Annotated in this window: 25 protein-coding genes; 16 read left to right on the forward strand and 9 right to left on the reverse strand. The window is 72.0% G+C overall.

Annotation, left to right across the window (positions count from 1 at the left end; genetic code table 11):
- Window positions 1-13 precede the first annotated feature (13 nt).
- Genes J2S43_RS12520 through J2S43_RS12530 form a run of 3 tightly spaced genes read left to right on the forward strand, consistent with a single transcriptional unit; the run spans window position 14 to window position 2771 of the window.
- Complete coding sequence (locus J2S43_RS12520; protein ID WP_306829112.1) at window positions 14-811, forward strand: ATP-binding cassette domain-containing protein; 798 nt, start codon at window positions 14-16, stop codon at window positions 809-811.
- The gene (locus J2S43_RS12525) at window positions 808-2172 is read left to right on the forward strand and encodes a hypothetical protein (protein WP_306829113.1); all 1365 of its coding nucleotides are present in this window, start codon (window positions 808-810) and stop codon (window positions 2170-2172) included. Before J2S43_RS12520 ends, J2S43_RS12525 begins: the two co-directional genes overlap by 4 nt.
- Window positions 2169-2771, forward strand: a complete 603-nt coding sequence (locus J2S43_RS12530; protein WP_306829114.1) for a hypothetical protein — start codon at window positions 2169-2171, stop codon at window positions 2769-2771. The genes J2S43_RS12525 and J2S43_RS12530 overlap by 4 nt, the downstream gene beginning before the upstream one ends.
- Before the next feature lie 140 nt (window positions 2772-2911).
- Here the strand turns inward: J2S43_RS12530 and J2S43_RS12535 are convergent, their stop codons facing one another.
- The 3 genes from J2S43_RS12535 to J2S43_RS12545 all read right to left on the reverse strand — a co-directional run bounded on the left by J2S43_RS12535 (window position 2912) and on the right by J2S43_RS12545 (window position 7629).
- Entirely contained in the window at window positions 2912-5239 is a 2328-nt protein-coding gene (locus tag J2S43_RS12535) for a discoidin domain-containing protein (protein WP_306829115.1), read from the reverse strand.
- A 443-nt stretch (window positions 5240-5682) separates the two neighbouring features.
- A complete protein-coding gene (locus J2S43_RS12540; protein WP_306829116.1) occupies window positions 5683-6588 on the reverse strand; it encodes a sulfite exporter TauE/SafE family protein in 906 nt (301 codons plus the stop codon).
- Between the two features lie 276 nt (window positions 6589-6864).
- Window positions 6865-7629: a hypothetical protein gene (locus J2S43_RS12545; protein WP_306829117.1), complete on the reverse strand. Its 765-nt coding sequence runs from the start codon at window positions 7627-7629 to the stop codon at window positions 6865-6867.
- A 338-nt stretch (window positions 7630-7967) separates the two neighbouring features.
- Between J2S43_RS12545 and J2S43_RS12550 the strand changes: the two genes are divergently transcribed.
- The 5 genes from J2S43_RS12550 (at window position 7968) to J2S43_RS12570 (ending at window position 10904) form a co-directional block, all read left to right on the forward strand.
- Window positions 7968-9167, forward strand: a complete 1200-nt coding sequence (locus J2S43_RS12550) for a cytochrome P450 (RefSeq protein WP_306829118.1) — start codon at window positions 7968-7970, stop codon at window positions 9165-9167.
- Window positions 9164-9355, forward strand: coding sequence for a ferredoxin (locus tag J2S43_RS12555; protein WP_306829119.1), 192 nt, complete (start codon window positions 9164-9166; stop codon window positions 9353-9355). The genes J2S43_RS12550 and J2S43_RS12555 overlap by 4 nt, the downstream gene beginning before the upstream one ends.
- A gap of 168 nt (window positions 9356-9523) precedes the next feature.
- A complete protein-coding gene (locus tag J2S43_RS12560) occupies window positions 9524-9661 on the forward strand; it encodes a hypothetical protein (protein ID WP_306829120.1) in 138 nt (45 codons plus the stop codon).
- Window positions 9661-10341, forward strand: a complete 681-nt coding sequence (locus J2S43_RS12565) for a DsbA family oxidoreductase (protein WP_306829122.1) — start codon at window positions 9661-9663, stop codon at window positions 10339-10341. Before J2S43_RS12560 ends, J2S43_RS12565 begins: the two co-directional genes overlap by 1 nt.
- A complete protein-coding gene (locus J2S43_RS12570) occupies window positions 10338-10904 on the forward strand; it encodes a TetR/AcrR family transcriptional regulator (protein ID WP_306829123.1) in 567 nt (188 codons plus the stop codon). The genes J2S43_RS12565 and J2S43_RS12570 overlap by 4 nt, the downstream gene beginning before the upstream one ends.
- 64 nt (window positions 10905-10968) lie before the next feature.
- Here J2S43_RS12570 and J2S43_RS12575 read toward each other — a convergent pair whose 3' ends face one another.
- On the reverse strand, window positions 10969-11127 hold the full coding sequence (locus tag J2S43_RS12575; protein ID WP_306829124.1) for a hypothetical protein: 159 nt from the start codon (window positions 11125-11127) through the stop codon (window positions 10969-10971).
- Between the two features lie 165 nt (window positions 11128-11292).
- On the reverse strand, window positions 11293-12531 hold the full coding sequence (fdhA, locus tag J2S43_RS12580) for a formaldehyde dehydrogenase, glutathione-independent (RefSeq protein ID WP_306829125.1): 1239 nt from the start codon (window positions 12529-12531) through the stop codon (window positions 11293-11295).
- 118 nt (window positions 12532-12649) lie between these two features.
- Between fdhA and J2S43_RS12585 the strand changes: the two genes are divergently transcribed.
- Window positions 12650-13042, forward strand: coding sequence for an MmcQ/YjbR family DNA-binding protein (locus J2S43_RS12585; protein ID WP_306829126.1), 393 nt, complete (start codon window positions 12650-12652; stop codon window positions 13040-13042).
- 180 nt (window positions 13043-13222) lie between these two features.
- On the opposite strand, the gene J2S43_RS12590 is transcribed toward J2S43_RS12585, so the two are convergent.
- Window positions 13223-14308 carry an endo-1,4-beta-xylanase gene (locus J2S43_RS12590; RefSeq protein ID WP_306829127.1) on the reverse strand — a complete coding sequence of 362 codons (1086 nt, stop codon included), beginning with the start codon at window positions 14306-14308 and terminating at the stop codon, window positions 13223-13225.
- 596 nt (window positions 14309-14904) lie between these two features.
- Here J2S43_RS12590 and J2S43_RS12595 point away from each other — a divergent pair.
- Window positions 14905-17853 (forward strand): Ig-like domain-containing protein, encoded by a 2949-nt coding sequence (locus J2S43_RS12595; RefSeq protein WP_306829128.1) that lies wholly within the window; start codon window positions 14905-14907, stop codon window positions 17851-17853.
- Between the two features lie 59 nt (window positions 17854-17912).
- Here J2S43_RS12595 and J2S43_RS12600 read toward each other — a convergent pair whose 3' ends face one another.
- Window positions 17913-18035 carry a hypothetical protein gene (locus J2S43_RS12600; RefSeq protein ID WP_306829129.1) on the reverse strand — a complete coding sequence of 41 codons (123 nt, stop codon included), beginning with the start codon at window positions 18033-18035 and terminating at the stop codon, window positions 17913-17915.
- A gap of 80 nt (window positions 18036-18115) precedes the next feature.
- Between J2S43_RS12600 and J2S43_RS12605 the strand changes: the two genes are divergently transcribed.
- The 5 genes from J2S43_RS12605 (at window position 18116) to J2S43_RS12625 (ending at window position 23533) form a co-directional block, all read left to right on the forward strand.
- Window positions 18116-18547, forward strand: coding sequence for a hypothetical protein (locus J2S43_RS12605; protein ID WP_306829131.1), 432 nt, complete (start codon window positions 18116-18118; stop codon window positions 18545-18547).
- Window positions 18548-18638: 91 nt separating this feature from the next.
- Window positions 18639-19073 (forward strand): VOC family protein, encoded by a 435-nt coding sequence (locus J2S43_RS12610; protein WP_306829132.1) that lies wholly within the window; start codon window positions 18639-18641, stop codon window positions 19071-19073.
- Between the two features lie 319 nt (window positions 19074-19392).
- Complete coding sequence (rph, locus tag J2S43_RS12615) at window positions 19393-21981, forward strand: rifamycin-inactivating phosphotransferase (protein ID WP_306829133.1); 2589 nt, start codon at window positions 19393-19395, stop codon at window positions 21979-21981.
- Window positions 21982-22038: 57 nt separating this feature from the next.
- Entirely contained in the window at window positions 22039-22584 is a 546-nt protein-coding gene (locus tag J2S43_RS12620; protein ID WP_306829134.1) for a DUF2243 domain-containing protein, read from the forward strand.
- On the forward strand, window positions 22577-23533 hold the full coding sequence (locus tag J2S43_RS12625; RefSeq protein ID WP_306829135.1) for a cytochrome c oxidase assembly protein: 957 nt from the start codon (window positions 22577-22579) through the stop codon (window positions 23531-23533). Before J2S43_RS12620 ends, J2S43_RS12625 begins: the two co-directional genes overlap by 8 nt.
- Here J2S43_RS12625 and J2S43_RS12630 read toward each other — a convergent pair.
- Both J2S43_RS12630 and J2S43_RS12635 read right to left on the reverse strand, forming a co-directional pair.
- Window positions 23461-24624 (reverse strand): cytochrome P450, encoded by a 1164-nt coding sequence (locus J2S43_RS12630; protein WP_306829136.1) that lies wholly within the window; start codon window positions 24622-24624, stop codon window positions 23461-23463. The two genes, J2S43_RS12625 and J2S43_RS12630, sit on opposite strands and share 73 nt — an antisense overlap.
- Window positions 24621-25412 (reverse strand): SDR family NAD(P)-dependent oxidoreductase, encoded by a 792-nt coding sequence (locus J2S43_RS12635; protein WP_306829137.1) that lies wholly within the window; start codon window positions 25410-25412, stop codon window positions 24621-24623. Before J2S43_RS12635 ends, J2S43_RS12630 begins: the two co-directional genes overlap by 4 nt.
- A 62-nt stretch (window positions 25413-25474) precedes the next feature.
- On the opposite strand from J2S43_RS12635, the gene J2S43_RS12640 reads away from it, so the two are divergent.
- Window positions 25475-26659: a zinc-dependent alcohol dehydrogenase gene (locus J2S43_RS12640; protein ID WP_306829138.1), complete on the forward strand. Its 1185-nt coding sequence runs from the start codon at window positions 25475-25477 to the stop codon at window positions 26657-26659.
- The last annotated feature ends 89 nt before the right edge of the window (window positions 26660-26748 follow it).

Genomic DNA, 26748 nt, shown 5'->3' on the forward strand with positions numbered 1-26748 from the left:
ACAGGAGACGACCATGCGCGCGATCAGCGCGGAGGAAGTGCGACCCAGGCTGCACGCCTGGGACGTGGAGGCCGTGGGCCTGCGCGTGAGAGCGGGCCGGCACCTCGCCGTGAACGGCCTCGACCTGCGGCTCGGCACCGGCGTGCACGGTCTGCTCGGCCCGAACGGGGCCGGCAAGACCACGCTGATGCGCGCGCTCGCCACCGTGGTGGCACCGGCCGGCGGCACGCTGTCGCTGCTCGGCACGGACGCGACCGCGGGCGCCGGGGCGCTGCGCGGCATGCGCCGCCGGCTCGGCTACCTGCCCCAGCAGTTCGGCTACTACCCGAAGTTCACCGTGCGCGAGTACGTCGAGTACATGGCCTGGATGCGGGAGGTGCCGCGCGCGGAGACCCCGGATGCGGCGCAGCGCGCGATCGACCGGGTCGGGCTGACCGGCAGGGCCGGCGCGCGGCTGAGGACGCTGTCCGGCGGCATGCTCCGCCGGGCCGGCATCGCCCAGGCGATCGTCAACGACCCGGCGCTGCTGCTGCTCGACGAGCCGACCGTCGGCCTGGACCCGGAGCAGCGCGTCGAGTTCCGCGAGCTGCTGCGCGACCTCGGCACCGGCGCGTGCGTGCTGGTCTCCACGCACCTGGTCGAGGACGTGGTCGCGGCCTGCACCGACGTCGTCATGATCAACGAGGGTACGCACGTGTTCCAGGGGACACCGGCCGATCTCACCCGGCTCGGCGAGTCCGGCGGCACCGGCGACAGCCCGGCCGAGCGCGGCTACTCGCGGCTGCTCGCGCGGCACCGGGAGGGCCGATGATCGCCCCGATCCGCACCGAGCTGCGCCGCTCCAACGCGCGGGTGACCGCGCTGCTGGTCCTGGCCGCGACGTCGCTGTTGATCGCCAACTCCTATCCGTACTGGCGGGTGTCCTCCGGGCTGGCCGGCCAGGAACTGATGGTGACCCTGACCCTGGGCGTGCCACTCGTGCTGGCCTGCGGCGCGATCCTCGGGCGCCGGGAGGCGCGCACCCGGGCCGTGGACCTGATGGCGAGCACCGGCCGGCCGCGCTGGCAGCGATTCCTGCCGTCGACCGTGGCCCTGGGCGGCGCGGTCGCGGCCACGTTCCTGCTCGTCGTGGTGGCCGCGCTGGTGGCGGTCGTGGCCGGCGACGGCTACCTCGGCCTCCACGACGTCGCGATGCCGCTGATCGGCGCGCTGATCCTGGCCGGCGCGACGTGGATCGGGATCGGTGCCGGCCGGCTCTGGTCGTCGCCGATCCTGCCGCCGCTGCTCGCGGCCGGGACGCTGGTACTGCTGTTCGCCTCGCCGCCGCTCCCGCTCGACGGCCGGTTCACCCGGTGGTCCAACATGACGATCGCGATCACGCCCGGCGCCGCCACCCCGTGGGAGACCCCGACCGCCGCGGCACTGCTCGCCCGGCTGGCGCTCGCGGCCGGACTGGCGACGGCCGGGCTGCTGCTGATCGCGGGCCGTTCCTGGTTCGCGCGGGCCGGTGCCGTGGCCGCGCTGGCCGCGGGCCTGGCCGGAATGGCGCTGATCGTGCCGCCCGGCGCGGCCGCGAAGTGGCGGATCGATCCCGCCGCGCAGCGCCTGGTCTGCGCGGACGGCCCGCCGCAGGTGTGCGTGACCGAGGCGCACGAGTACCTGCTGTCCGATGTGGCGTCGGAGGCCCGCCGCGCGCTCGACGCGCTCGCGGTGCTGCCCGGCGCGCCGACCCGGGTGGCCGAGGTCCGGCTCGACACGGCCGGCGACAACACCGACGCGCAGTGGCAACGGTTCACGCCGAACGACGAGCCCGGCACCGTCTATGTCGCGCTCAGCCCGGACACCGGCATCGGCCGGGATCCCGGCGTGGCGCAGCGGATCGTGATGGGTGGCGGCACGTACCTCTCGCACTGCGGGCCGCGCGGCGACGTGGACGTGCCGATGTCGGTCACCGGCGCCTGGCTGCTCGGCACCGAGGACTTCCGCGTCTGGTCGCCGAGCTCCGGTTACTGGGGTTCGGACGAGTCGCAGCCGGAGATCCGGGAACGGCTGCGGGCGCTGCGCGCGCTGCCCGAGGCGGAACAACTGGCGCGGGTGATCGCGGTGCGGGACGCGGCACAGCGGTGCGAGCCGGACCTGATGACGCCGCTCACCGCCGGGACGCCGTCGTGACCGTCCGCTACCTGCGCGCGCGGCGGGTCCCGGCCGCGCTGCTCGGCTCGTCCGGCGCGATCGTGCTGGTGGTGGCCGTGTGGTGGCTGTTCGCCGAGGACGGGCCGGTGTTCCCGGTGCTGGCCGTGCTCGCCGTCGCGCTGGGCCTGGCGCCGCTGGTGCCGACGCTGGCCGGCAACGACGCGGCGCTGGAGGCGACCGCCGCGCTGCCGTGGCCGCCGCGCCGGCTCGCGCACCTGGTCGCCTGCGGCGCGGTCGTCGCCGGGCTGCTCTACGCGGCGCGGCTGGGCGGCGCGGACTTCGGGCCGGCCGGGCAGATCGTGCGGAACGTCGCCGGGCTGGTCGGCGTGGCCGGGCTGGCGGCGGGACTGCTCGGCACCGGCTTCGCCTGGCCGGCGCCGGTCGCGCTGGCGGCGGTGCAGGCCCTCGGTGCGCCGGGCGAGCAGGTGTGGCGGCAGGTGGCGTACTGGATGATGCAGCCGGCCGGGAACCGGCCGGCCGCGGTCACGGCCGCGGTGCTGCTGCTCGCGGGCCTGGCCGCCTACGCGATCCGGGGCGGCCCGACACCGGTCGCGTCCGAGGCGCCGGCGGCCCGGTGACCGTTCGGCGGCAGGGCGAACGTGCCGGCGATCCGTGATCGAGGCGTCAGTCACGTCGTTCTCACGACGTGGCTGACGCCTCGATCACCAGGAGCGGCCCTCCTGAGGGGCCCTCAGGAGGTGCTCTCAGGCGGTGCCGGTCAGGACGTGAAGAGCACGTCGTCGATCAGGAAGTTGTCGCCGACCGGCGCGGTGCCGGAACTTGCGAACCTGTAGCCGTACAGCGTGGTGGAGGTGTTCCACTTCGGCAGGTTGGACGCCACGGTCTCGCCGTTGACCTCGATCGACGCGGTGTTCACGTTCGCGGTGACCACGATCGTGGACCACGAGCCGACTCCGATCGTGCCGGCCGGCGTCAGCGTCACCCACGCGGTGCCGTTGTAGCGGGCCAGCGAGCCGTTCGCCTGCACCGCGAAGTGGTGCGTGGCCACGGACGTGCCGGCGGAGTTGCGGCCGACCACGTCGAACAGGTGACCGTGCAGCTCGATCGGCTTGATCCGGAACTCCAGGCGCTTCGTCGTACCCGCGGGGCCGTTGAAGTTGACCTGGGAGTGCGCCTCCGGGTTCGTGTCGATGATGCGCAGCGCCGAGGCACTGCTGTTGTCGGCCAGCTCCGGCGTGCGCTGCGTCTGCCAGCTCTGCACGATCTCGGTGAAGCCGCGCGGCCGGTTGTTCACCGGGTCGTTCTCGAACGAGTTGATCGCCGAGTAGAGCTCGATCTCGTTCAGGAACGCGCAGGTGGCGCCGAGGCCGGTGTCGCAGCCGGCGGTCTCGGGAAGCTCCACCCGGACGAACCGGGCGTTGGTCCCGGCCGGGATCGTGAAGTACTCCATCGCCAGGTGCGTACGGTCGGTGGCGGTCGCGACCGGCGTCCAGTTCGTCAGATCGGACGAGACGGAGACGTGGCCGGTCGCCTGACGGCCGTTGCGCAGCGCCAGGCCGACCTTGGTCAGCGGGTACTGCCGGTCCAGATTGATCGTGAACTCGCCGCTGCCGTCCGCCTTGACCGCGCTCGACCAGTATTCCGTGCTGCCGTCGAACGCGCCGTCGACACGCGCGCGCGGGTGCCCGGTGATGCTGTCGGTCATGTTCGTGCTGACCGAGATGTGGCCCTGCCGGTACTTCGTGGCCAGGTCGATCCGGCCGACGTCCGGGGTGAGCACGTCGAACCAGCGGCGCCACACCTTCGTGCGCTTGTCGACCGTGAAGTCGGTCTCGGCCGCGGTGACGCACGCCCAGGTCAGCTCGCAGTTGTCGCCGATCACCACGCCCCGGTTCGCGGCGACGTAGTCGATGCCGCCGTAGCCGGTCGAGCCGTGCACCCGGTTGCCGTCGCTCGGGCAGTTGCGGTAGGTCAGCTGGCCGACCCAGCCGGTGCCCTCGCCGTTCGTGGAGATCGCCACCCAGTTGTCCGGGCGGCCGCCGCGCAGCACCAGCACACCGTTCGGCATGAGCTTCAGATCCGGCTGGACGGCCGTGAACGCGCCGGTCGTGTCGTTGATCGGGTCGAAGCCGTACGGGAACGACACGCTCAGGTTCGCGAGCGCGGCCCACGTCGTGCCGTTGTTCGCCGACGTGGTGAAGACCGGCGTGCCCAGCCCGCGTACCGTACCGTCGCTCTGCGGCACGTGGTGGCGCATCACCGCGATCAGCTTGCCGTTCGGCAGCTGCGCGATGCCGGTCTCGTTGTAACCGTTGCTGGCGTTGCCGTTCGCGATGATCGCCCGCCGGGTGAACGTGCGCCCGCCGTCCGTGCTGGCCAGCAGCTGCACCCGGTCGCTGACGCCGTCGCTGAACGTGCCGTAGATCGTGACCAGGATGGTGCCGTCGGTCAGCTCCAGCGGCTGACCGGCGACGCGGGTGCCGAGCGAGTTCGACACCATGTTGAAGACCGCGTCCTCGGACGCCCAGGTCGCACCGTCGTCCGTGGACCGGAACGCGGTGTAGGTGACCTGCGTGCCGGTGTGCTTGCCGGCCTGCGCCTTGAAGCTGTAGCCGAGCAGCACGCCGCTGCGCAGCCGCACGACGCCGCCGAGCGCGGGCGTGGCGAGTACGTCCTCCGTGTACGTACTCGCCGGGAACGTCTGCGCGCCGTCGACGGACGTGACCTGGCCCGCGCGCGGCGTGGCGTTGGCGTCGTCCGGGGTGAGGCTGAAGTTCGCGGTCTGGCGGCGGATCGGGGTGCCGTCGGCGGCCACCGTGTCCGCGCCGATCATGTACGGGAACGAGGCCTGGGTCTGGCCGGCCGGCGTGTGGATGTTCGCGAGTTCGCTGGCGCCGCCCACGTTGAGCACGTAGCCGGTCGCGGACTGCCCGGCCGGCCCGGCCGGGGTGCCGTTGACGATCGTGTTGCAGCTGGGGTCGTTCGAGGGCGCGGCGGCCGCGGGAGTGGCCGGCGCGACCGCGACCAGGATGGCCGCGGCGGACGCGGCGACGGTGAGCCCGGTGAGGGTTCGGGGTGGGTGCATTCAGGAGCCTCCAGTCGAGGATGGCCACTCCGCACGGGAGTGCCACCCGAGATCAGCGTCCACTCCAACCAGGATGTGTGGCGGGGTGGCAGCCGGCGATCGACTGTGGACTCTAGGTGATCTCGGCGACCGATAGGTGAATGCGGGTAGATCAATGCACGCGCCCGGCCCCTGGTGAGACCGGGCGCGGCGCACTATGCGGTGATAAATCAGCCCACGTAGAGCAGGCGGTTGGGGGAGCCGCTGCCCGGGTTCGTGACCACGTTCGCGGTGGCGTTCGCCACGATCGCGGAGTGCACGGTCGCCGGTTGATCGTCCGAAAAGAAACCTGTTGCGTTGTTGACGCGGTATTACTCCGGTCTGTTGTCATCATCGCCCGGGACGGTCACAGGCGCGCCGACCGCTGCCGCTGTTGCCGTGGCCGCGCCGCGGCCTGCCGCGCGCTACAGCAGGAGAAGGGCGGCGGCGACGGAGGTCAGCACGAGCGTCACGTCGCCGAAGACTGTCAGCGAGATCCGGCGCGCGACCAGCGTGCCGGCCGCCGCGCCCGCCAGCAGCGCCGGGACCAGCAGCAGATCCATCAGCAGCGCATCCGCGCTGAACAGCCGCAGACCCGCGCTGAACGGCACCTTCGCCACGTTGACCAGCAGGAAATACCAGGCGCCGGTCCCGAGCAGCTGCATCACGGTCCGACCGGACAACAGAAGGTACAGCGTCATCACCGGGCCGGCCGCGTTCGCCGTCATGGTCGCGAACCCGGCCACCGTCCCGACCACATAGGCCTCCACGCGCTGCCGCCACCCCGCTTCGCGGCGACGCGCTTCCACCGGCTCGGACGCGAATCCGCCGGTCGGCTCGGCCCGGCTCACGTCCGCCCGCTCGGCTGCGGCGGTGTACGGCAGCGTGATGCCGCGCCCGGCCCCGGCCGCCGCCTCGGTTCCGCCCGTGGCTGTTGCCTCGGCTTCACGCGCCCGCGCCGCTGCCCCGCGCCGACGGCGGGTCCAGAGCTGCAGCGCCACCATCACCAGCAGGATCACCGCGATCGACCGCCGCATCACCGCCTGGTCGACCACGTGCACGAACCACGCGCCGAACACCAGCCCTGGCACCACCGCGGGCAGCAGCCGCGCCAGGAGCCGCCAGTCCGCGTGCTTGCGATAGAGCGCGACCGCGAGCACGTCGCCCACGATCAGCAGTACCAGGATCGCCGCCGTCGACTCCTTCGCCGGCAGCACCATCGCGAACGCGGCCACCGCCACCCCGGCGACCCCGCCCACGCCCGTCTTCGCGAACCCGATCAGGCACGCCGCCCCGGCGAGCACGACCCAGTCGAACGCGGTCAGCTCCACCAGCGCCTCCGGCTTGAAAGATCAAGACCTGATCTTCCCACTTCCGGCGTGGCCGAGTTCCGAGTGCTCCCGCGGGCACCGCTCGGCCGCGGGCGGCCTCCCTGCCGGTCCCGCCGCTGGTCACCACGAACCAGCCCGAGGCCGCCCCGGCCACGCACCCGGTCTCGTCGCCACATGAAGCTCCCTGGTCCTGAAGCGCCCTGGTCCTGAAGCGCCCTGGGCCGCGCGCCGTGCCGCACCGCCGTCGCGAGGCCTCGACGCGGGTTCAGAAGTCGGTCAGGGAACGGAGGGTCCGCGCACGCGCTCTCCGGCCAGGGACACCAGCGCACGTGCGTCCGGCACCGCTCCGACCGGCAGCCGCTTCCAGGGCCGGCGCGGGTCACGCTGGTAGATCTCCACGAACTCGCGTCCGGTGGCGGCGCCGTCGCACGTGCGCCAGGGCATGGTCTCGCCGTCGACGGTCAGGCCGTCGGGGCCGGCCTCGACCGCGCCGAACCGCACCGTCCCGCCGCGGTGCAGGGCCGCCCGTGCCCGTGCCAGCACGGCGCCGGCGATGCCGGTCGCGACGCCCTCGAGGTGGCCGGGGAGCGGGATCTCCACCAGGCCGTGGTGGGAGCGCAGCAGATACGAGTACGACCATCCGCCGCCGCCCTGAGCACCGCCCGTGTAGGAGGCGCGCTCCACGTACTCCACATCGTCCCAGGCCCAGGCGGTGGCCTCGCCGCGGCGGTGGCGCACCAGGCCGCCCGCGAACACGTAGTAGTGCGGGCGGTCGCGCCGCCGTCCGGCGGACACCTCGTGCACCACGACCGGGACCATGAGCGCGACGCCGATCAGGACGAACCAGAACCAGGATGCCGAGCCGTCGTTCAGCACCACGCCGAGCGCGAAGAACACTCCCCAGAACAGCAGGCTGACGACCATCGCCCCGATCCCGGCCACCGGCCCGCCCGGCGCGTGCACCTCCCGCAGGTCACCGAACCCGCCAGCGCCCGCCGCCCGCGCCACCGCCCCGGGCACGTCCGGCTTCCCCTGCCCCATCCCGCCACCGTATCGACGCGGGACAACCCCGAATTCCGCTCGCCCGCGCCCGGCGCGGCTGGCAGCATCCCGCGCATCAACGGCTACGTCGCCGGGAAGGCGCGACCGGCGCGGCGGGCCGCGCTCGTCGCGCGCTACGTGGAGGTGCTGGATCGTCCGGAGTGGCAGGAGGTCGCCCGCGCGAATCCCGGCCCGAGCGTCGCGCCCGCGTTCTCCGCCAGCCAGCGTTCTCCGGCGAGGTCGGGGGATGAGGTGGCGGCTGAACATGGCATATCGACCTTGGTCGAAGCGGCGTAGGTTCGGGGTGATTACGCGCCGTAACGAGTTCGGGGGTTGTGATGACGACGCTGCCGATGATGCCGCTGCCGCAGGAGCGCACCTTTCCGTTCGATCCGCCGCCGGCCTATGCCGGCCTGCGCGACGGGGATCGGATCAGCCGGGTGACGACGCCGACCGGGCTGGACGCGTGGCTGGTCTCGGACTATCGCACGATCCGGGAGGTGCTCGGGGACGGTCGCCGCTTCACCACCCGCGCCGGGATGGCGGCGCACGTCCTGGGCGGCTTCGATCCGAATGCCCCGATCGGGGGTTTCTCGCAGATGGACGGGCCGGAGCACGTCCGGATCCGCCGGAACTTCGCACCGCAGGTGACCCATGCGCGCCGGCTCATGGAGCTGACGCCGATGGTCGCGCGGATCACCGACGAGGCGATCGACCGCATGCTCGCCTCGCCCGAGCCGTACCCGCTGCATCGCGAGTTCTCCTCCGCGATCACCACCGGCGTGATCGCGGAGCTGATCGGCGTGCCGCCGGAGAAGTACCACCTGCTTCAGGACGCGGCATACACGCTGTTCGACACGACCACCACGCCGGCGAAGCTCCAGGCCGCGCTCGCGCCGCTGTTCGGTTACCTGATGGAGCAGATCGCGCTGCGCCGCGCAGCGCCGGGCGACGACATCATCAGCCGCATGATCCTGCACAGCGCGGACAGTGACCGGCCGCTGACCGACGAGGAGCTGGTGCGGATGAACGCGGCGCTGCTCGTCGCGGGCTTCGACACCACGGCCTCGATGATCACCTACGGCCTGGTGCTGCTGCTCGGCGACCGCGCGCGGTGGGAGACGCTGTGCAAGGATCCGTCGCTGTCCGCCACCACCGGCGAGGAGCTGATTCGGTACCTCGCGGTCGGCGTCGGGCTGCTGCGCCAGGCCACCGAGGAGACCGAGCTGCACGGCCGGAGGATCGCGGCCGGTGACTTCGTGGTCGTCGCGGTGCAGGCCGGCAACCGCGACCCCTCGTTCCTGCCGGACGCGGACACGTTCGACCTGGCGCGCAAGCCCGGACCGCACCTCGGCTTCGGGCACGGTGCGCACGCGTGCGTCGGGCAGCACATCGCGCGGATGGAGCTGACCACGGTGCTCGGCGCGCTCGCCACCCGCGTACCCTCGCTGCGTCTTGCGGTTCCGCTCTCCGAGGTCGACTGGAAGTCGGACTCGGCCGTGCGTGGCCCGGCCGAACTGCCGGTGGCCTGGTCGTGAAGGTGACCGCGGACCGCGACCGCTGTATCGGCGCCGGCATGTGCGCGCTCACTGCGCCGGCCGTCTTCGACCAGGATCAGGACGAGGCCGTGGTCGTGCTGCTGGACGAGACGCCACCGGACGATGCCCGAGTGCTGGTCGAGCAGGCGGTCGACCGCTGCCCTTCGGGCGCGATTCACGTGCGTTGAACCCAGGTTCCCGCTTCCGGCGGCGTGGTGGGGCGTGCTCCCGCGGGCGCCGGCCGGCCGAGGAGCGGAGCGTGTGACGCCTGGATCACGATTGGTCGACGGCCGCGGTCCGGATTCGGGTCACAGAATCTTGACGACGGGGTCAAGATGGGTGCAGTCTTCTTGACTATGCAGTCAAGTACAGAGACGGACGTTCTCGACGACGTCACGGAGGCTCCGGAGACGGTCACGCCGCCGCCGGCGCTGATCATGCTGGAGCCCGCGGACGACGCCGCGGTCTGTGACGTGGACGGAGTGTGTGCCTGATGAGCGCGAGCGTGTTCGGCGCGGCCGCGGAGCCGATCGTGATCGACGTCTGGAGTGACGTCGTCTGCCCGTTCTGCTACCTCGGGCACGGCATCCTGGAGCAGGCCGTGGAGCAGTTCCCGCACGGCTCGTCCGTGCAGATCCGGTACCGCAGCTTCCAGCTCCACCCGGGCATCAAGAAGCCGGTCCTCGCGGACAGCTACGTGGTCGCCAAGCTCGGTCTGCCCAAGGCGCAGCTGGACGCGTCGCACGCGCAGATCGCCGCGCGCGGCGCCGAGGTCGGCCTGGAGTACCAGTGGGACAGGGCGCTGATGGCCGACACCATGGACGCGCACCGGATCATCCACCTCGCGGACGCGCACGGCCGGCAGATCGACGCGGTCAAGCGGATGTTCAAGGCCGAGTTCACCGACGGGCTCGACGTCTCCGACCGCACCGTGCTGGCCGACCTCGCGGTCGAGCTGGGCCTGGACCGTGACGAGGCGATCAGGACCCTGGAGACCAAGGGGTACGAGAAGCAGATCCAGGCCGACCTGATGCAGGCCCGGCAGTACGGGATCACCGGCGTGCCGTTCTTCGTCTTCGACAGCAAGCGGGCGGTCTCCGGAGCGCAGCCGTTGGAGACGTTCCGCCACGCGCTGGACGTGAGCTGGCAGGACCGCGCCGCCACGCCCGCATGACGTCACTGCGCTCTGACGCCCGGCGGAACGTCGAAGGCATCCGCCGGGCCGCGATCGACGCGTTCCGCACCAGGGGCCTGACCGTTCCGCTGGACGACGTGGCGCGCGCGGCCGGCGTCAGCAAGGGCACGATCTACCACCGGTTCGGCAGCCGGCGCGGGCTGATCGACGCGGTCGTGGACGACCTCGTGGCCGCGCGGATCGGCGAGATCATCGACGCGGTCGAGGCGCTCGACGGGCCGCTGGAACGGTTCGAGGAGTACCTGCTGCGCACCTGGCTGCTGCAGTTCGACGAACCGGCCGCGAACGACGTGCTGATGCGGGTGCTGCCCGACTCGGCGCCGCTGACCACGCTGTTCGACCGGTCCTGCGCGTTCGGCCGGCGGCTGCTGGCCGAGGCGCAGGCGGCCGGCGCGGTGCGCGCGGACATCACGCCGGAGGACCTGGTCCAGCTGATCCTGGAACGCGGCGCGATCGTCCGCGCCTGCACCCGCCAGACCCGCGACGACTACCGTCGCCGCCTCGACTTCACGCTCCGCGGCCTGCGCGCCAGCCGCCTGTAGTTCGTTGTCCGGCACCGTTCGCGGGCGCGTCCGGCGGGCCGCGGTGCGGCCCGCCGGTGATCGCTCAGGGCAGCGCGAAGGCGTAGAACGTGGTGCTGGTGGCGCCGAGCCGGGCGTATCCGTTGCCCCAGTAGAGCCGTCCGTCCACGATGGCCGGTCCCGCGTTCGAGGCGCCCGCGCCCTGGAACTCCCACAGCACCGCGCCGGTCGCCGCGTCCAGCATTTTCCGCAGCGTGCCGCCCCAGTCCGGGATGTAGACGGCGCCGTTCGCGACCGCGGGCGTGGCGGAGACGTCCCCGGTGGTGACGGCGGTCGTGCGACTGCTGGTTTCCGGAACTTTCGGTAGCCTTGCGGGCGGCCGCGATGAGCCGCGGCCGCCCTGGTGCGCTCAGGCGCCGCACATGCCGTGCGGGTCGAGCACGTACTTGCGGGCCGCGCCCTGGTCGAAGTCCTGGTAGCCGCGGGCGGCCTGGTCGAGCGCGATCGGGGTCGCGTTGACGTTCCTCGCGATCTGCACCCGGTCGTGCAGGATCGCCATCATCAGGCCCCGGTTGTACCGCATCACCGGGCACTGGCCGGTCACGAACGAGTGCGACTTCGCCCAGCCCAGCCCGAGCCGCAGCGACAACGACCCGGCCCGCGCCGCCTCGTCCACGCCACCCGGATCGCCGGTCACGTAGAGGCCGGGCACGCCGATCGCGCCGCCCGCGCGGGTGAGGTCCATCAGCGAGTTCAGCACGGTCGCCGGCATCTCGGTCGCCGCGTTCGCGCCGTGCCCGCGCGCCTCGAAGCCGACCGCGTCCACGGCCGCGTCGACCAGCGGCTGCCCGATCGCGGGCGCGGACCGGCCGAGGATCTGCTGCACCTGCTCGGCCGGGTCGCCGTCGGAGACGTTCACGGTCTCGCATCCGAAGCTGCGCGCCTGCTCCAGCCTCTCCTTGTTCAGGTCGCCGACGATCACCACGGCCGCGCCGAGCAGCCACGCGGACGTGGCCGCGGCCAGGCCGACCGGGCCGGCGCCCGCGATGTAGACCGTGGAGCCGGTGGTCACGCCCGCGCTGACGCAGCCGTGGTAGCCGGTCGGGAAGATGTCGGCCAGCATCGCCAGGTCCAGGATCTTCTCCAGCGCCTGCTCCCGGTCCGGGAAACGCAGCAGGTTCCAGTCCGCGTACGGGACCAGCACGTACTCCGCCTGCCCGCCGACCCAGCCGCCCATGTCGACGTACCCGTACGCCGAGCCGGGCCGGTCCGGGTTGACGCTCAGGCACACGCCGGTCTTGCCCTCCTTGCAGTTCCGGCAGGGCCCGCATGCGATGTTGAACGGCACCGAGCAGATGTCGCCGACCTTGACGAACTCCACGTCCGGCCCCACGTCGACCACCTCGCCGGTGATCTCGTGCCCGAGCACCAGCCCTTCCGGCGCGGTGGTCCGCCCGCGCACCATGTGCTGGTCACTGCCGCAGATGTTGCTGGCCACGGTCCGCAGGATCACGCCGTGCGGCGTGCGCCGCCCCACGTTCGCACTGTTGACGCCGGGCCCGTCCCTGAGTTCGTACACCGGATAGTCGATCTCCCGGATCCCGACCTGCCCCGGCCCCTGGTAGATCACCGCGCGATTGGCTGGCATCGTCGCCTCCCTTACGCCGCTGTTACCGCCATGTTTCGCGCGCGGGGGCCCGTTACGGAACCGTCGATTGTGGCGAGTCCCGCCCAAAGCGACATCGCGGCCCGGCACACTGAGGGATGTGACGCATCCGATCATGTTCGACGACGACGATCCGCTGTTGGGGCGGGTGCGGGATCTCGCGCTCGCGTTCCCGGACGCGGCCGAGAAGATCTCGCACGGCCATCCCGCGTTCTACACGACCAAGGTCTTCGCCTACTACGGCGGCTCCCGCAAGGTCGACGGCGAGTGGGAGCAGCACGGGCGGGCGCTGCTGATCCTCGCGGACCCGGACGACCGCGACGCGCTGCTCGACAGTGACCGCTGCTTCGTCCCGGCCTACCTGGGCCCGTCCGGCTGGATCGGCGTCGACCTGGACGACGACACCGACTGGGCGGAGATCGCGGAGCTGCTCGACGCGAGCTATCGGCAGACCGCCGGCAAGCGCCGCGTCATCCGGCTGGACGCCCGCTGACCTGACCGGGCTTGTCGGCGGAGGGACTCGAGATATTCCCGGGTCGCCGGTCTCCACAGCAGGATCAGGCCGGTGGCGGACGTAGGGAGCGTGAAGAGGACGAGCAGCGGGGGCAATGGTCCTGCGGGAAGCGTGTCCAGTCCGGTGCCGGACCGCCCCTCGCGGCCCGGCACCGGAGTCTCACGCGGCCGACAGCGTGTCGCGCAACGCGTAGTAGGCGGGCTTGCGCCGGAAGTCGTCCCACATCACGGTCGCGGCGCCCTCGGCCGGGAAGAAGTGCGGCACCCACGAGTACTTATCCGTGAAGCCCCAGATCGTGAACGAGTTGCAGCCGTCCACCGCCAGGCACGCGTCCAGCACGGTCGTGTAGTACGTCGCCTGCGTCGCCAGCTGCTCCGCCGTCGGCACCCCGCCCTCGGGCAGGTCCATCCGCACGTCCAGCTCGGTGATCGCGGTGTGCAGCCCGAGCGCGTCGAAGCGCCGCAGCACGGTCCGGAGCTGGTCCGGCGCGGGATACCGCATACTCAGATGCGCCTGAGAGGCGAAACCATGCAGCGGTACGCCGTCGGCGAGCAACTGCCGGGCCAGAGCCTCGTAGGCGTCCACCTTGGCCCCCGGCCAGTCCACGCCGTAGTCGTTCAGGAACAGTTGCGCGTGCGGATCCGCCCGATGCGCCCACCGGAACGCGTCCGCGACGATCCCCGGCCCGAGCTCCCGGATGAAGATGTTCTCCTGCCGGTACGCCCCGCTGTCATCGAAGATCTCGTTCGCGACGTCCCACTGATGGATCTTCCCCCGGTAGCGGCCGGCCACCGTGAGGATGTGGTCCTTCAGGATCGCCCGCAGCTCCGCCTTGCTGAACTGTCCCTCGGTCAGCCACGCCGGATTCTGGCTGTGCCAGAGCAGCGTGTGCCCGCGCACCGCCTGCCCGTTCTCCCGCGCGAACCGCACGATCGCGTCCGCCGGCCCGAACCGGTACTCGTGGCGTCCGGGATGGATGAACTCCCACTTCATCTGGTTCTCCGGGCTGGCCGAGCTGAACTCCCGCGCCAGCACCCGCCGATACGGCCGATCGGAGGTGAACGGATCCGGATACTCCTGCTCCAGATGGTGGCCACCCCCGGCCACCGCCGTCCCCACCTTCAGCCCGTGCGGCGCCGCCCGCCGCAACGTCTCCTCCCGCCCACCCGCCTGGACCGGCGTTGTCACGCCCCCGAGAAGTGCCACCACCGCCACCACCCCGACGGCGACCCGTTTACCCCTCATCGAGATCCTCCCTACCGAATTTCCGGAACTCGCTCCGACGTCAATCGCCTCGCACGCTAGGCAACGCAGCGAAACTCGTCAATACATAGTGCCCGTCATCCGTAAATTCCGCCGATAAGCGACCGAAACTTTCGGAGATGGCCGGCTGCCTCGCGCGGCTGATCGTGGCCATCGCCGGAAAGGGACCCCGGGCCGTACCCGCTGATCGACCTGGACATGCCGACGCCGCGGTGGATGCGCGCGCCCGGAGGCTAGGGCGTCGGCGAGATCGGCATCGTCGGCTCACCCGCGGCCATCCTCAACGCGATCTGGCATGCCACGGGTGTCCGCATCCGTGACCTTCCGGCCCGGATGGACAAGGTTCTTCCGCACCTGCCCTGACGAATCGCTCTTACCGGCAAAACTGCTGCTCGGCGCCGATTGCCGCTATGCCGCCGTCGTGGGCGAACACCCAATCGGCGCGAGCCCGGTCGAAGCGGCGCGACGGGGCTCTGTGATCTTTCCGGGTGTGCGAGCGTGGGCCTCCCCGGCCCTCAGGAGCGCCCGTGTCCACGTACCGTCGCGTCGCTGTTGCCCTTGTCCTGTCCTGTTTTTCGGTGTTCCTCGCGGTGCCGGCGATGGCCGCGGTCGTGCCGGTCGCGGCGATCGACTTCCGGCCTTCCGGCGCGCCGGCATCCGGTCACACAGTGGACAGCGGTGCGGCGTTCGACGCGGGGCGTGGCTATGGATGGGTGCGCGAGGATGCGCCGGGCACGCCGCTTGATCTGAGCGCGAACACGCGGGACCGGGCGCGGGCCGGGGTTGCGGGGCTGCTGAACACGATCATTCACATGCAGTACGGGCACGTCGGCGGGACGAACGGCGTGGCCACGGCCGGGGCCTGGGAGTACGCGGTGCCGCCGGGTACCTATCAGGTGATCGTGGGCGTGGGGGACCAGCCGTCCTACGACAGCCGGCACACCGTGCGCGCGGAGGGCGTGACCGTGGTGTCCGCGTTCCAGGGCAGCGCGGCGGCGGAGTTCACGACCGGCACGGTGACGGTGCCGGTGCTGGACGGGCGGCTGACGCTCGACGCGATCGGCGGCACGAACACCAAGCTGACCCACGTCTCGATCAGTCGTGACACCTCCGACACGGTGGCACCCGGCGTCGTCTCGGGCGTCGCGGTGGTCCCCGGTGATCGGCAGGCGACCGTCGGCTGGACCGCGAGCACCGCGGCCGACCTGGGCGGATATCGGGTCTACCGCGGCGGGGCGCTGGTCTCCGGCCCGGGTCTGGTGCTGACGGCGAGCTTCACGGACACCGCCGTGACCAACGGGACCGCGTCGTCGTGGACCGTGCGCGCGGTCGACCGGCACGGCAACGAGTCCCCGGCGTCCGCCGCGGTCACGGCCACGCCCGCGGCATTCGCGCTGAAGGTCAACTTCTCCGATGCGGCGACCGTGCCGCCGGCCGGTTACGTCCGCGACGTCGGCGAGTCCTTCACCACCACCCGGGGGTACGGGTGGGTGGCGCTCGGCACGAGCACGCCGCTGTCGCTGGTCGGCAACGGACGCAACCGGGGGAGCGGGCAGCCGGACGTGCGCCTGGCCACGCTCATCCACGCGCAGCTGCCGGCCGGGTCGACCGGCGTGACCGCGCCGGGCAGCTGGGAGGCGGCCGTGCCGAACGGCGCCTACACGGTCACGGTCGCGGCCGGGGACGCGGGCACGGCGGTGGACAGCGCGCACTGGGTCAACATTGAGGACCAGAACGCGGTGGCGGCGTTCGTGCCGTCCGCGTCCGTCAAGCACGCGACCGCGACGCGGACCGTGACGGTCACGGACGGGCGGCTCACGGTCAGCCCGGCCGGCGGCACGAACACGAAGCTCAACTATGTGGACGTGGCCAGCGTGCCGGCGTCCGCCACGGTCCCGGCCGTGCGGGCCAGCACGCCGCCGAACCTGGCGGTGGACGTGCCGGTCACCGCCAGCGTGGTGGAGGATCTGCGGCTGCCCGGCGGCGGTGTCGACCCGGCCACGCTCACGTCCGCGACCGTGACGCTCGTCCGCGTCTCCGACGGTGCGGCGGTGGCGGCGAACCCGATCACCAGCGGCGGTGGTGACGTCATCAACCTGTCACCGGCCGCGCCGCTGGCCGCATCCACGCTGTACCGGTTCTCCGTCACCGCACAGGTGCGGGACGTGGCAGGGCGGGCGTTCGCGCCGTACTCGATCGTGTTCCGGACCGGGGTCGCTGGTGGGAACGGCGGGCCGATCGCGTTCAGCAAGACGGTCGGTGTGGCCACCGGGGCGCCGTTCACCAGCGTGGTCACCGGGCCGGACGGGCGGCTCTACGCGGGCACGCTCGACGGGCGCATCCTCCGGTTCCCGATCAACGCGGACGGCACGCTCGGGACGGCCACGGTGATCAACACGGTGCGGGACCACGCGGTGGCGGCCGGGCTGGCGGGCGCTCCGAACCGTACCGTCATCGGATTGGCCTTTGATCCTGCCTCGACCGCGGCCGCGCCGGTTTTGTGGATCACGGACAACTACGAGTACACCGGGCCGCTCAACGTGCCGGACTGGTCCAGCCACATCGCGCGGCTCAGCGGGCCGGACCTGAGCGTCTACACGGACGTGGTGACGAACCTGCCGCGGTCGGTCAAGGACCACGAGACGAACTCGCTGGCGTTCGGGCCGGACGGCGCGCTCTACACCACGCAGGGCGCGAACAACGCGATGGGCGCGCCGGACTCGACCTGGGGAAACAGGCCGGAGCGGCTGCTGTCCGCGGCCGTGCTCCGGCTCGACGTGACCGCGCTGCCGCCGGCGCTGCCGATCGACGCGAAGACCTCCGAGGGCGGGACGTACGATCCGTACGCGCCGGGAGCGCCTCTGACGATCTTCGCGACCGGCGTGCGCAACGCCTACGACCTGGTGTGGCACTCGAACGGGCACCTCTACACGCCCACGAACGGTTCGGCGGCCGGCGGCAACACGCCCGCGACGCCGTCACCGCTGCCCGCGTCCTGCGCGCGTCGCGGATACACCGGCCCGGCCGTGCCCGCGCTGACCGGCGTCGGCACCGCGGAGACCGACTACGTCTTCGACGTACGGCCGGGACGGTACTACGGGCACCCGAACCCGGAACGCTGCGAGTGGGTGCTGGCCGGCGGCAACCCGACCGGCGGCACCGACCCGTTCCAGGTGCCGGGATATCCGGTGGGGACGCTGCCGGACGCCGACCTGGACCTGCCCGGCATGTACGACGCGGGGCTGCACGCGTCCGCGAACGGCGTGATCGAGTACACCGGGGGTGCGTTCGGCGGTGCGCTGCGCGGGAAGCTGCTCGTGGTCCGCTACTCGTCCGGGCAGGACATCCAGACGTTCGACGTGGCCCCGAACGGCACGCTGAGCAGCCGCACCACCGGGCTCACCGGGCTGACCGGGTTCAGCCAGCCGCTCGACGTCACCGAGCACCTCGGCAACCTGTACGTCACCGAACTCGGCGCGAACCGGATCACCCTGCTGCGGCCGGTCACGCAGGGGTTGCGGACCTGAGGCGGCGCATCAGCTCGCCGGCGTCGGCGCCGTGGCCCGGCACCGGATCCCCGTGTTCCTCACCGGATCATCAGGTTCGCGCCGACCGTGCACAGCACCGAGAGCAGGATCGACACCAGGATCATCCCGAGACAGCCCAGCCCGCCGCCCAACGGCCGGATCTCCACGTTTCCGATACGCATGACGCCGCGTCTACCCACCGAACGCACCGGGCAATCGCATGTTGTCGTTTCGCGGCGAAAGGTCCGGGTATCCGGCCGGCATGCTTCTCGTGCGCTCCTTCCTGCTCGGCGTGGTCTCCGGCGGCCGCAGCATGTCCGGTCTCGCCGCGGTCGCGCTCACCTCCCGCTCCGGCCCGCTCGCTCGACCGTGGACCCGTGCGTTGACGGCGGCGGGCGCGCTCGGCGAACTCGCGGGCGACAAACTCCCGAACGCCCCAAGCCGCCTCCAGCCACCGGCCCTGGCGGTCCGCGCGGCCACCGGTGCGGCCGCGGCCGCCGCACTGGCCGCACGCGCGCACGCGGCCCCCGCGCTGCACGCGATCCCGGGTGCGGCCGGCGCGATCCTGGGCAGCGTCGCCGGCGCCCGCTGGCGCTCCTACGCCGACCGCCGCGGCTGGCCGCCACTCGCCGCCGCCCTCCTCGAGGACGCCGTGGTGATCGCCCTCGCCGCGGCGATCTCCCACCGCCGCTGAGCATCTGCCCGGCAGCGGGCCGGCGTCGCGTACCGAGCCGGCCGGCCGAATATGCCGTGACGGCGGGTGGAAGCGGTTCTAGGGTGGGCGGATGGCGTCGGTCAGGGAGTTCCAGGTCACGTTCGACTGTGCGGAGCCGGAGCGGGTCGCGCGCTTCTGGTGTGAGGTCCTGGGATACGTGGTGGCACAGCCGCCGAAGGGCTTCGACTCGTGGTCCGAATTCGACCGGTCGCTTCCCGCGGAGCGGCAGGGTGCGTGGTTCGCGTGTGTCGATCCGGCCGGGGCCGGGCCGCGGCTGTTCTTCCAGCGTGTCCCGGAGGGCCGGGTGGTCAAGAACCGCGTGCATCTCGACGTGCGGGTGGCCACCGGGCTGGTGGGTGCGGAACGCCTCGCGGCTCTGCAGGCGGAGAGCACCCGCCTCCAGGCGCTCGGTGCGACGGTCGTTCAGGTTCTCCTCGCGGACGGCGAGAACGAGTCCTGCATCCCCATGCAGGACATCGAGGGCAACGAGTTCTGCCTCGACTGATCCCCGCCGGTGCACCGGAGCCGGCAGGGCCGCGGGACGTTTCCGCCCCTCGTGAGTGACCTTCCGCAGGACACCGCGCACCGGTTCGACATCGCCCGGGAACTGTTCTCCGGGAAATTCCGGCACCGATGGCCCCGGCTGTCGGCGGACCGCCGATCGGAGACACAACCGGCGGCGCTGGGGTGAGGTCCGCTGCCGTCGCCACCTTCACCGTACAGCGGAGGGTGGGGCTTGCGGCAAGGGCCCGCTCGGGGCGCAGAATCGTCGGCCGGAGGCGGCCTCGACGCGTACCCGCGAGGGTTCTGTGGGGTTGAACGGTATGAACGATCTCGGGGGTGGCGTGGTGCGCGGGCGGTATGTGGTCGGGCTGGGCGAGGCCGGTGGGCCGGAGGCCGGGGGTAAGGCGGCGGGGCTGGCGGCGCTGACGCGGATCGGCGGGGTGCGGGTGCCGCCCGGCTTCTGCGTGACCACCGGCGCGTTCGAGCGAATCCTGGCGGACGTTCCCGGTGAGCTGTTCGCGCGGCTGGACGCGGCGGGCGACGCCGAGATCCGGGCGGTCAGCGCGGAGATCCGGGACGCGATCGAGGCGGTCACGATCCCGGGCGATCTGGCCGCGGAGATCACCGACGCGGTGGACGCACTGGAGGAGCCGGCCGCGTTCGCGGTGCGGTCGAGCGCGACCGCGGAGGATCTGCCGCACGCGTCGTTCGCCGGGCAGCAGGACTCGTTCCTGAACGTGGCCGGGCCGGCCGCGGTGCTCGCGCACGTTCGCCGGGTCTGGGCGTCGCTGTTCACCGAGCGGGCGGTCGCGTACCGGCGGCGGAACGGGTTTGATCATCGCGGCGTGCGGATGGCGGTGGTCGTGCAGCGCATGATCGTGCCGAGCGCCGCCGGTGTGCTGTTCACCGCGGACCCGGTCACCTCGAACCGGCGGGTCGCCGCGGTGGAGGCGACGGTCGGGCTCGGTGAGGCGCTGGTCTCCGGCCGGGCGGGCGCGGACGTCTTCTCCGTGCGCGACGGCGAGATCGTGGCGCGGACGATCGCGGTCAAGGCGACCGCGGTCGAGGCCGCGCCGGGCGGCGGCGTGCGCGACGTGGCGGTCGGCGACCCGGCACGCCCGGCGCTCACGGACGCGCAGGTCGTCCGGCTGGTGGCGCTCGGCCGGCGGATCGAGGCGCACCTCGGCGGCCCGCAGGACATCGAGTGGTGCCTGGCCGGGGACGAGTTCCACATCGTGCAGAGCCGGCCGATCACCACGGTGTTCCCGGTTCCGGAGACGGACGACGGCGAGAACCACGTCTACGTGTCCGTCGGGCACCAGCAGATGATGACCGACCCGATGACGCCGCTCGGTCTCTCGTTCTGGCAGATGACCACGCCGCGGCCGATGGCGGAGGCGGGCGGCCGGCTGTTCGTCGACGTCACCGGGCCGCTGTCGTCGCCCGCGAGCCGGGACAACCTGGTCGCGGCGCTCGGGACGTCCGATCCGCTGCTGGGGAGCGCGCTGCGCACGATCGTGGCCCGCGACGGTTTCCTCCGGACGGTCCCGGACGGCGACCGGCCCTGGGCGCCGCCGGGCGGCACGGCCGCGCCGATCGAGGCGGATCCGGCGCTGGTGGCCACGCTGATCGAGCGCGTCCGCACGTCCGTCGCCGCGGCGGAACGGGACATCGACGGCAGGACCGGAACACGGCTGCTGGACTTCATCCTGGGCGACGTCGAGGAGCTGCGGCGGGTCCTGTTCGATCCGCAGAGCCTGCCGGTGATCGTGTCGGCGCAGGAGGCCACGATCTGGCTGAACGGGCGGCTCTTCGCGTGGCTCGGGGAGCGGAACGTGGCGGATACGCTCGCGCAGTCCGTGCACGGTAACGTCACGGCGGAGATGGGCCTGGCGCTGCTGGACGTCGCGGACGTGATCCGCCCCCATCCGGCCGTGGTCGCCTACCTCGAGCGGGCCGGCGACGACTTCCTGGACGGCCTCGAGACGATCGACGGTGGCCCGCAGACGCGAGAAGCCATCGGATCGTTCCTGAAGACGCACGGCATGCGCTGCCCCGGCGAGATCGACATCACCCGGCCGCGGTGGAGCGAGCGCCCGGCCATGCTGATCCCGCTGCTGCTCGGCAACGTCCGCAACTTCGGCGACGGTGCCGGCGGCCGGCGTTTCGCGGAGAAGGCGGAGCAGGCGCGGGCCAAAGAGCGCGACGTCCTGGAACGGTTGCGCGCGCTGCCGGACGGGGAGGCGAAGGCCGCGGAGACGAAGCGGGCGATCGACCGACTGCGCACGTTCAGCGGCTACCGCGAGTTCCCGAAGTACGGCATGGTCTCCCGCTACCTCGTCTACAAGCGGGCACTGCTGGCGGAGGCCGCGCGCCTGACGGCCGCGGGCGTGCTGCACGAGCCGGAGGACATCTTCTACCTGCGGTTCGACGAGCTGCACGAGGTCGCCCGCACGAACGTGGCCGATCACGACCTGATCCGCCGCCGCCGGGACGAGTTCCGGTCCTATGCGGCCCTGACCCCACCCCGGGTGCTCACCTCCGAGGGGGAGGCGGTCGCCGGCTCCTACGACCGGGGCGACGTTCCCGCCGGTGCGCTGGCCGGGCTGCCGGTCTCGGCCGGGACGGTCGAGGGCCGGGCGCGCGTCGTGCTGGACCTGGCCGACGCGGACCTCGCGCCCGGCGACATCCTGGTCACCGCCTACACCGATCCGAGCTGGACGCCCGCGTTCGTCGCGGTCACCGGCCTGGTCACCGAGGTGGGCGGCCTGATGACGCACGGCGCCGTGATCGCCCGCGAGTACGGGCTCCCGGCCGTGGTCGGCGTGGTGGACGCGACCCGGCTGATCCGCGACGGGCAGCGGATCCGGGTGCACGGCACGGACGGATACGTCGAGGTGCTCGACTGACGTTTGCCGGGATCACCGCGGGGTACGCGCAGCCATCCCCCGAACGGATCGGTGATCATGAAGGCTGCGACCCGTACCGTGGTGTCCGGTGCCCTGCTCGGGCTCGGCATCGCCACGTTCGTCGACGAGACGATCTTCCACCAGCTGCTGCACTGGCATCACTTCTACGACCGGGCGGGCAGCACCGCGGGCCTGGTCTCGGACGGGGTGCTGCACGGCATCAGCTGGTTCGCGACCGTGGCCGCGCTGTTCATGCTGGCGGACCTGCGCCGGCGCGGTGAGTTCGTGGCCCGGCGCTGGTGGGGTGCGGTGCTGGCCGGCGCGGGCGCGTTCCAGCTCTACGACGGCACGGTGCAGCACAAGCTGTTCCGGCTGCACCAGATCCGCTACGACGTGGAGATCGCACCCTACGACTGGGTGTGGAACATCGTGGCGATCATGCTGCTCGCCGCCGGCCTCGCCATGCTGCTGCGCAGCCCACGGAACGCCGGTGACCGGGATGCCGGCCCTCGGGAAGCCGGTCCCGGGCAGTCTCGCGCCGGAGACGCCGGCCCCTGGGCAACCGGCTCCCGGCGGTCTCGCGCCGGAGACGCGGGTGTTTGAGTACCTCCCGGCGGTGGCGCTGATCGCCGGTTACCTGTGGGCGGTCTCCGCCTCCGGCCGCCGTGGCCGCCCCTGGCCGCTCATCCGCACTCTCAGCTGGTCCGCCGGCGCGCTGCTCACCGCAGTCAACATGACCGCAGTCAACATGACCGCAGTCAACACGAGCGCAGTCAACACGAGCGCAGTCAACACGAGCGCAGTCAACACGAGCGCGATCAACCCCGGCGGCGGTACGTTCACCGCGCACATGACCGATCACCTGCTCCTCGGCATGCTCGCCCCGCTGCTGCTCGTCGCCGGCGCCCCCGTCACGCTGCTGCTCCGCGCGCTCCCCGCGCCACGTGCCCGCACGCTCTCCCGGATCCTGCGCTCCGCCCCGGCCCGCACGCTGACCCACCCGGTCACCGCCGCCGTCCTCAACGCCGGCGGACTGTGGCTGCTCTACCTCACGCCGCTCTATCCGCTGACCCAGGCCACACCCTGGGTCCACGCGGCCGTCCACGCCCATGTGCTCGCCGCCGGCTACCTCTTCACCGCCGCGCTGATCGGCACCGACCCGGCACCGCACCGACCGTCGTTCCCCACGCGCGCGGCCGCGCTCGCCGGTTTCCTGGGCGCGCACGCCGTACTCGCGAAGTGGTTGTACGCCCATCCGCCGCAGGGCGTCGGGCCGGCCGACGCGGAGGCGGCCGCGCACCTCATGTACTACGGCGGGGAGCTGATCGACCTGGTGCTGATCGTGCTCTTCTGCCGTGCCTGGTACGCGGCCGCCGCCCCGGATCAGCGCACCCGGGCCGCCCCGGATCTACGGACCCGGGCCGCCCCGGATCTACGGACCCGGGCCGCCCCGGATCTACGGACCCGGGCCGCCCCGGATCAGCGGACCCGGATGATCACGCCGCTGCGCGGGAGCGCCGGGATGCGCCGCAGCGAGATGTCGAGATCCTGATCCGGCACGTCGAAGTCCAGCGCGGCCAGGCGCGTGGCGATCCGGGACAACAGCGTGACCGTGATGTCCTCGCCCGGGCACCGGTGCAGCTCCGGGTCGCCGCCGCCCTGCGGGATCAGGTCGTCCCGGCCCGGCTCCCGCTCCAGGAACCGTTGTGGCGCGAACCGGTACGGGTCCGGCCACAAAAGCCGATCATGGTGTTGCCCGTAGATGTCGAGCAGCACCATCGAGCCCGCCGGGATCTCCATGCCGCCGTACGACAGGTCGCGCACGGCCCGGCCACCGACGAACGGCGCGAACGGATAGAACCGCCGCACCTCGTGCGCGAACGCCCGCGCGTAGTCCTCGCCCCCGTCGCGCAGCGCCTCCCGGTGGGTCGGGTGCCGCCACAGCGCGTGACCGGTGAACGCCACGAACCACGAGATCGCCACGGTCGGCCGGATGATGTTCAGCAGCTCCACCGCGGCGGTGCGCGGCGACAGCGACGGCTGCCGGGCCACCACCTCGCACGCGGAGCCGAGCGGCACGGTCACGCTCCCGTCCCGTACCCCCGTGATCAGGTGTTGGAAGTATCGCTCCTGACGGCCGCGCGCTCGCCGGGCCCGCCAGTGCCGTGGCCCGCCGGTGGCGAAGCCGTCCACCATCGCCTGCAGGTCCGCCGCGACCGCGGGCAGCGTGCCGGGCTCGATCGGAACGCCGGCCCAGCGGCAGACCGCGTCGGTGAGGATGCGGCCGGACTCCTCGAAGAGGATCACGCGGCGGCCGGGCCAGCGGGCCGCGGCGGCGTCCCAGGCCTCGTCCACCTCGTCGGCCAGCCGCTTGATCTGCGCCGGCTCCCTGAGCAGCGCGAGGAACATCGCCTTGCGGGCGCGGTGCGCGTCGCCGTCCAGCGTGTGCACCGCGCCCTTGCCCGTCAGCGTGCCGCGCACCGGCTCGGGGAGCGCGCCGTGCCGCTCGACGTGGCGTTCGTCGTAGAAGAACCGGACCGCGTCCGGGCCGCGCAGCGCGGTGGCGCGCTTGCCGAACAGCCGGGTCGGCGCGGGGGTGCGCCCGAGGCCGGGGAGCCAGGAGTAACCCTCGAGGAGCATCATGCCGAGCCCGGCTCCGCCATCTTGGCGTGCATCGTGGCCTTCGCGCTGTCCGGCATGACCTTGCTGGCCGCGCCCTGGACCTTGGTCTTCACCGAGCCGGCGACGACCTTCTCCTTGCCCTTGAGCAGCGCCTCGATGCCCTGCTTGGCCACGACGGCCGGGTCATCCTTCGAAGAGGCGCCGACCCGGGTGTCGTCCATGTCCGCGCGGTGGAAGAAGTTCGTGTCGGTCGGGCCGGGCATGAGCGCGGTGATCGTCACGCCGGTGTCCTTCAGCTCCTCGCGCAGCGCCTCCGCGAACGACTGCACGAACGACTTCGACGCGTTGTAGACCGCCTGGTACGTGCCCGGCATGGTGGACGCGATCGACGAGGTGAACAGCACCCCGCCGGCGTCCCGCGCGACCATCGAGGGCAGCGCGCGCTTGGCCAGGTGCACGGTGGAGGTGACGTTGACGTCGATCACGTTGAGCTCTTCGCGCAGGTCGGTGCCGCCGACGAACTCACCGCCGATGCCCCGGCCCGCGTTGAGTGCGAGCACGTCGACATCGCGGGCGGTCGCGTTGATCGCGGCCCACACCTTCTCCACACCCTCGGCGGTGGCGAGATCGGCCTGAACGATGGACACGTCGATCTGGCCATCGTCACGCCGCAAATTTGCGGCAGCCTGCGAGATCTCGTCACTCGACGCCGTGATCAACAGGTCATAGCCGCGCGACGCCAGATCCCGGGCGATCTCATACCCGATTCCGCTTGACGCGCCGGTGACCACTGCAAACTGATTAGCCATGCTTGCCGGATGCCCGTGAAACCGGTGGTTAATCCCATGTTGTCCGGGGCACACGTTCACTCATGCGAGCACTGACCTGGCAGGGCACCTCGAAGGTGTCCGTCGAGACCGTCCCCGACCCGACTATTCAGGAGCCGACGGATGCGATCATCCGGGTGACGTCGACCGCGATCTGCGGCTCCGACCTGCACCTCTACGACGTGCTCGGCATGTACATCGACAAGGGCGACATCCTGGGCCACGAGCCGATGGGCGTCGTCGAGGAGGTCGGCGCGGACGTCACCCACATCAAGCCGGGTGACCGCGTGGTGATCCCGTTCAACATCTCCTGCGGCTTCTGCTGGATGTGCAGCCGCGGCTACTACGCCCAGTGCGAGACCACGCAGGTCAAGGAGCACGGCAAGGGTGCGTCGCTGTTCGGCTACACCAAGCTGTACGGTCAGGTCCCGGGCGGCCAGGCCGAGTACCTGCGCGTCCCGCAGGCGCACTTCGGGCCGATCAAGGTGCCGGAGGGTCACCCGGACGAGCGGTACCTGTTCCTCTCCGACGTGCTGACCACGTCCTGGCAGGCCGCGAAGTGGGCGGACATCGAGCCGGGCAGCACCGTGCTGGTCACCGGCCTCGGCCCGATCGGCCAGATGTCCGCGCGGATCGCCCGCCACCTCGGCGCCGAGCGGGTCATCGCGGTCGACTCCGTGCCGGAGCGGCTCGCCATGGCCGAGCGCAACGGCATCGAGGTGCTGGACACCAACAAGATCGACGACATCCCCGCGGCCGTGATCGAGCTGACGCACGGGCGCGGCGCGGACGGCGTGATCGAGGCGGTCGGCATGGAGGCGCACGGCACGCCGTTCCAGGCCGCCGCGATGACCGCGGCCGGCATGCTCCCGGACCCGCTCGCCCGCAAGGCGATCGACACGATGGGGGTCGACCGGATGGGTGCGCTGCGCACCGCGTTCGCCTCGGTCCGCCGGGCCGGCACGATCTCGATCGTGGGCGTCTACGGCGGGCAGGCCGACCCGATCCCGATGTTCGACCTGTTCGACAAGGGCGTCACGATGCGGATGGGCCAGGCGCACGTGCGCCGCTGGTCCGACGAGGTGCTGCCGCTGCTCACCGGCGACGGCGACCCGCTCGGCGTCGGCGACCTGGTCACCCACCGGCTCCCGCTGGAGTCCGCGCCGCAGGCGTATGAGATCTTCAAGAAGAAGGAGGACGGCTGCATCAAGGTCGTCCTGAAGCCGTAGCAGCGTGGTCGACCGTTCGGCGTACGATCTCTCCCGGTCCGGCCCGACTGCGTATCCTACTGAGGATTCCGGACCGGGAGAGCGCTCAA

The organism is Catenuloplanes nepalensis (assembly GCF_030811575.1).
Taxonomy (GTDB): Bacteria; Actinomycetota; Actinomycetes; order Mycobacteriales; family Micromonosporaceae; genus Catenuloplanes; species Catenuloplanes nepalensis.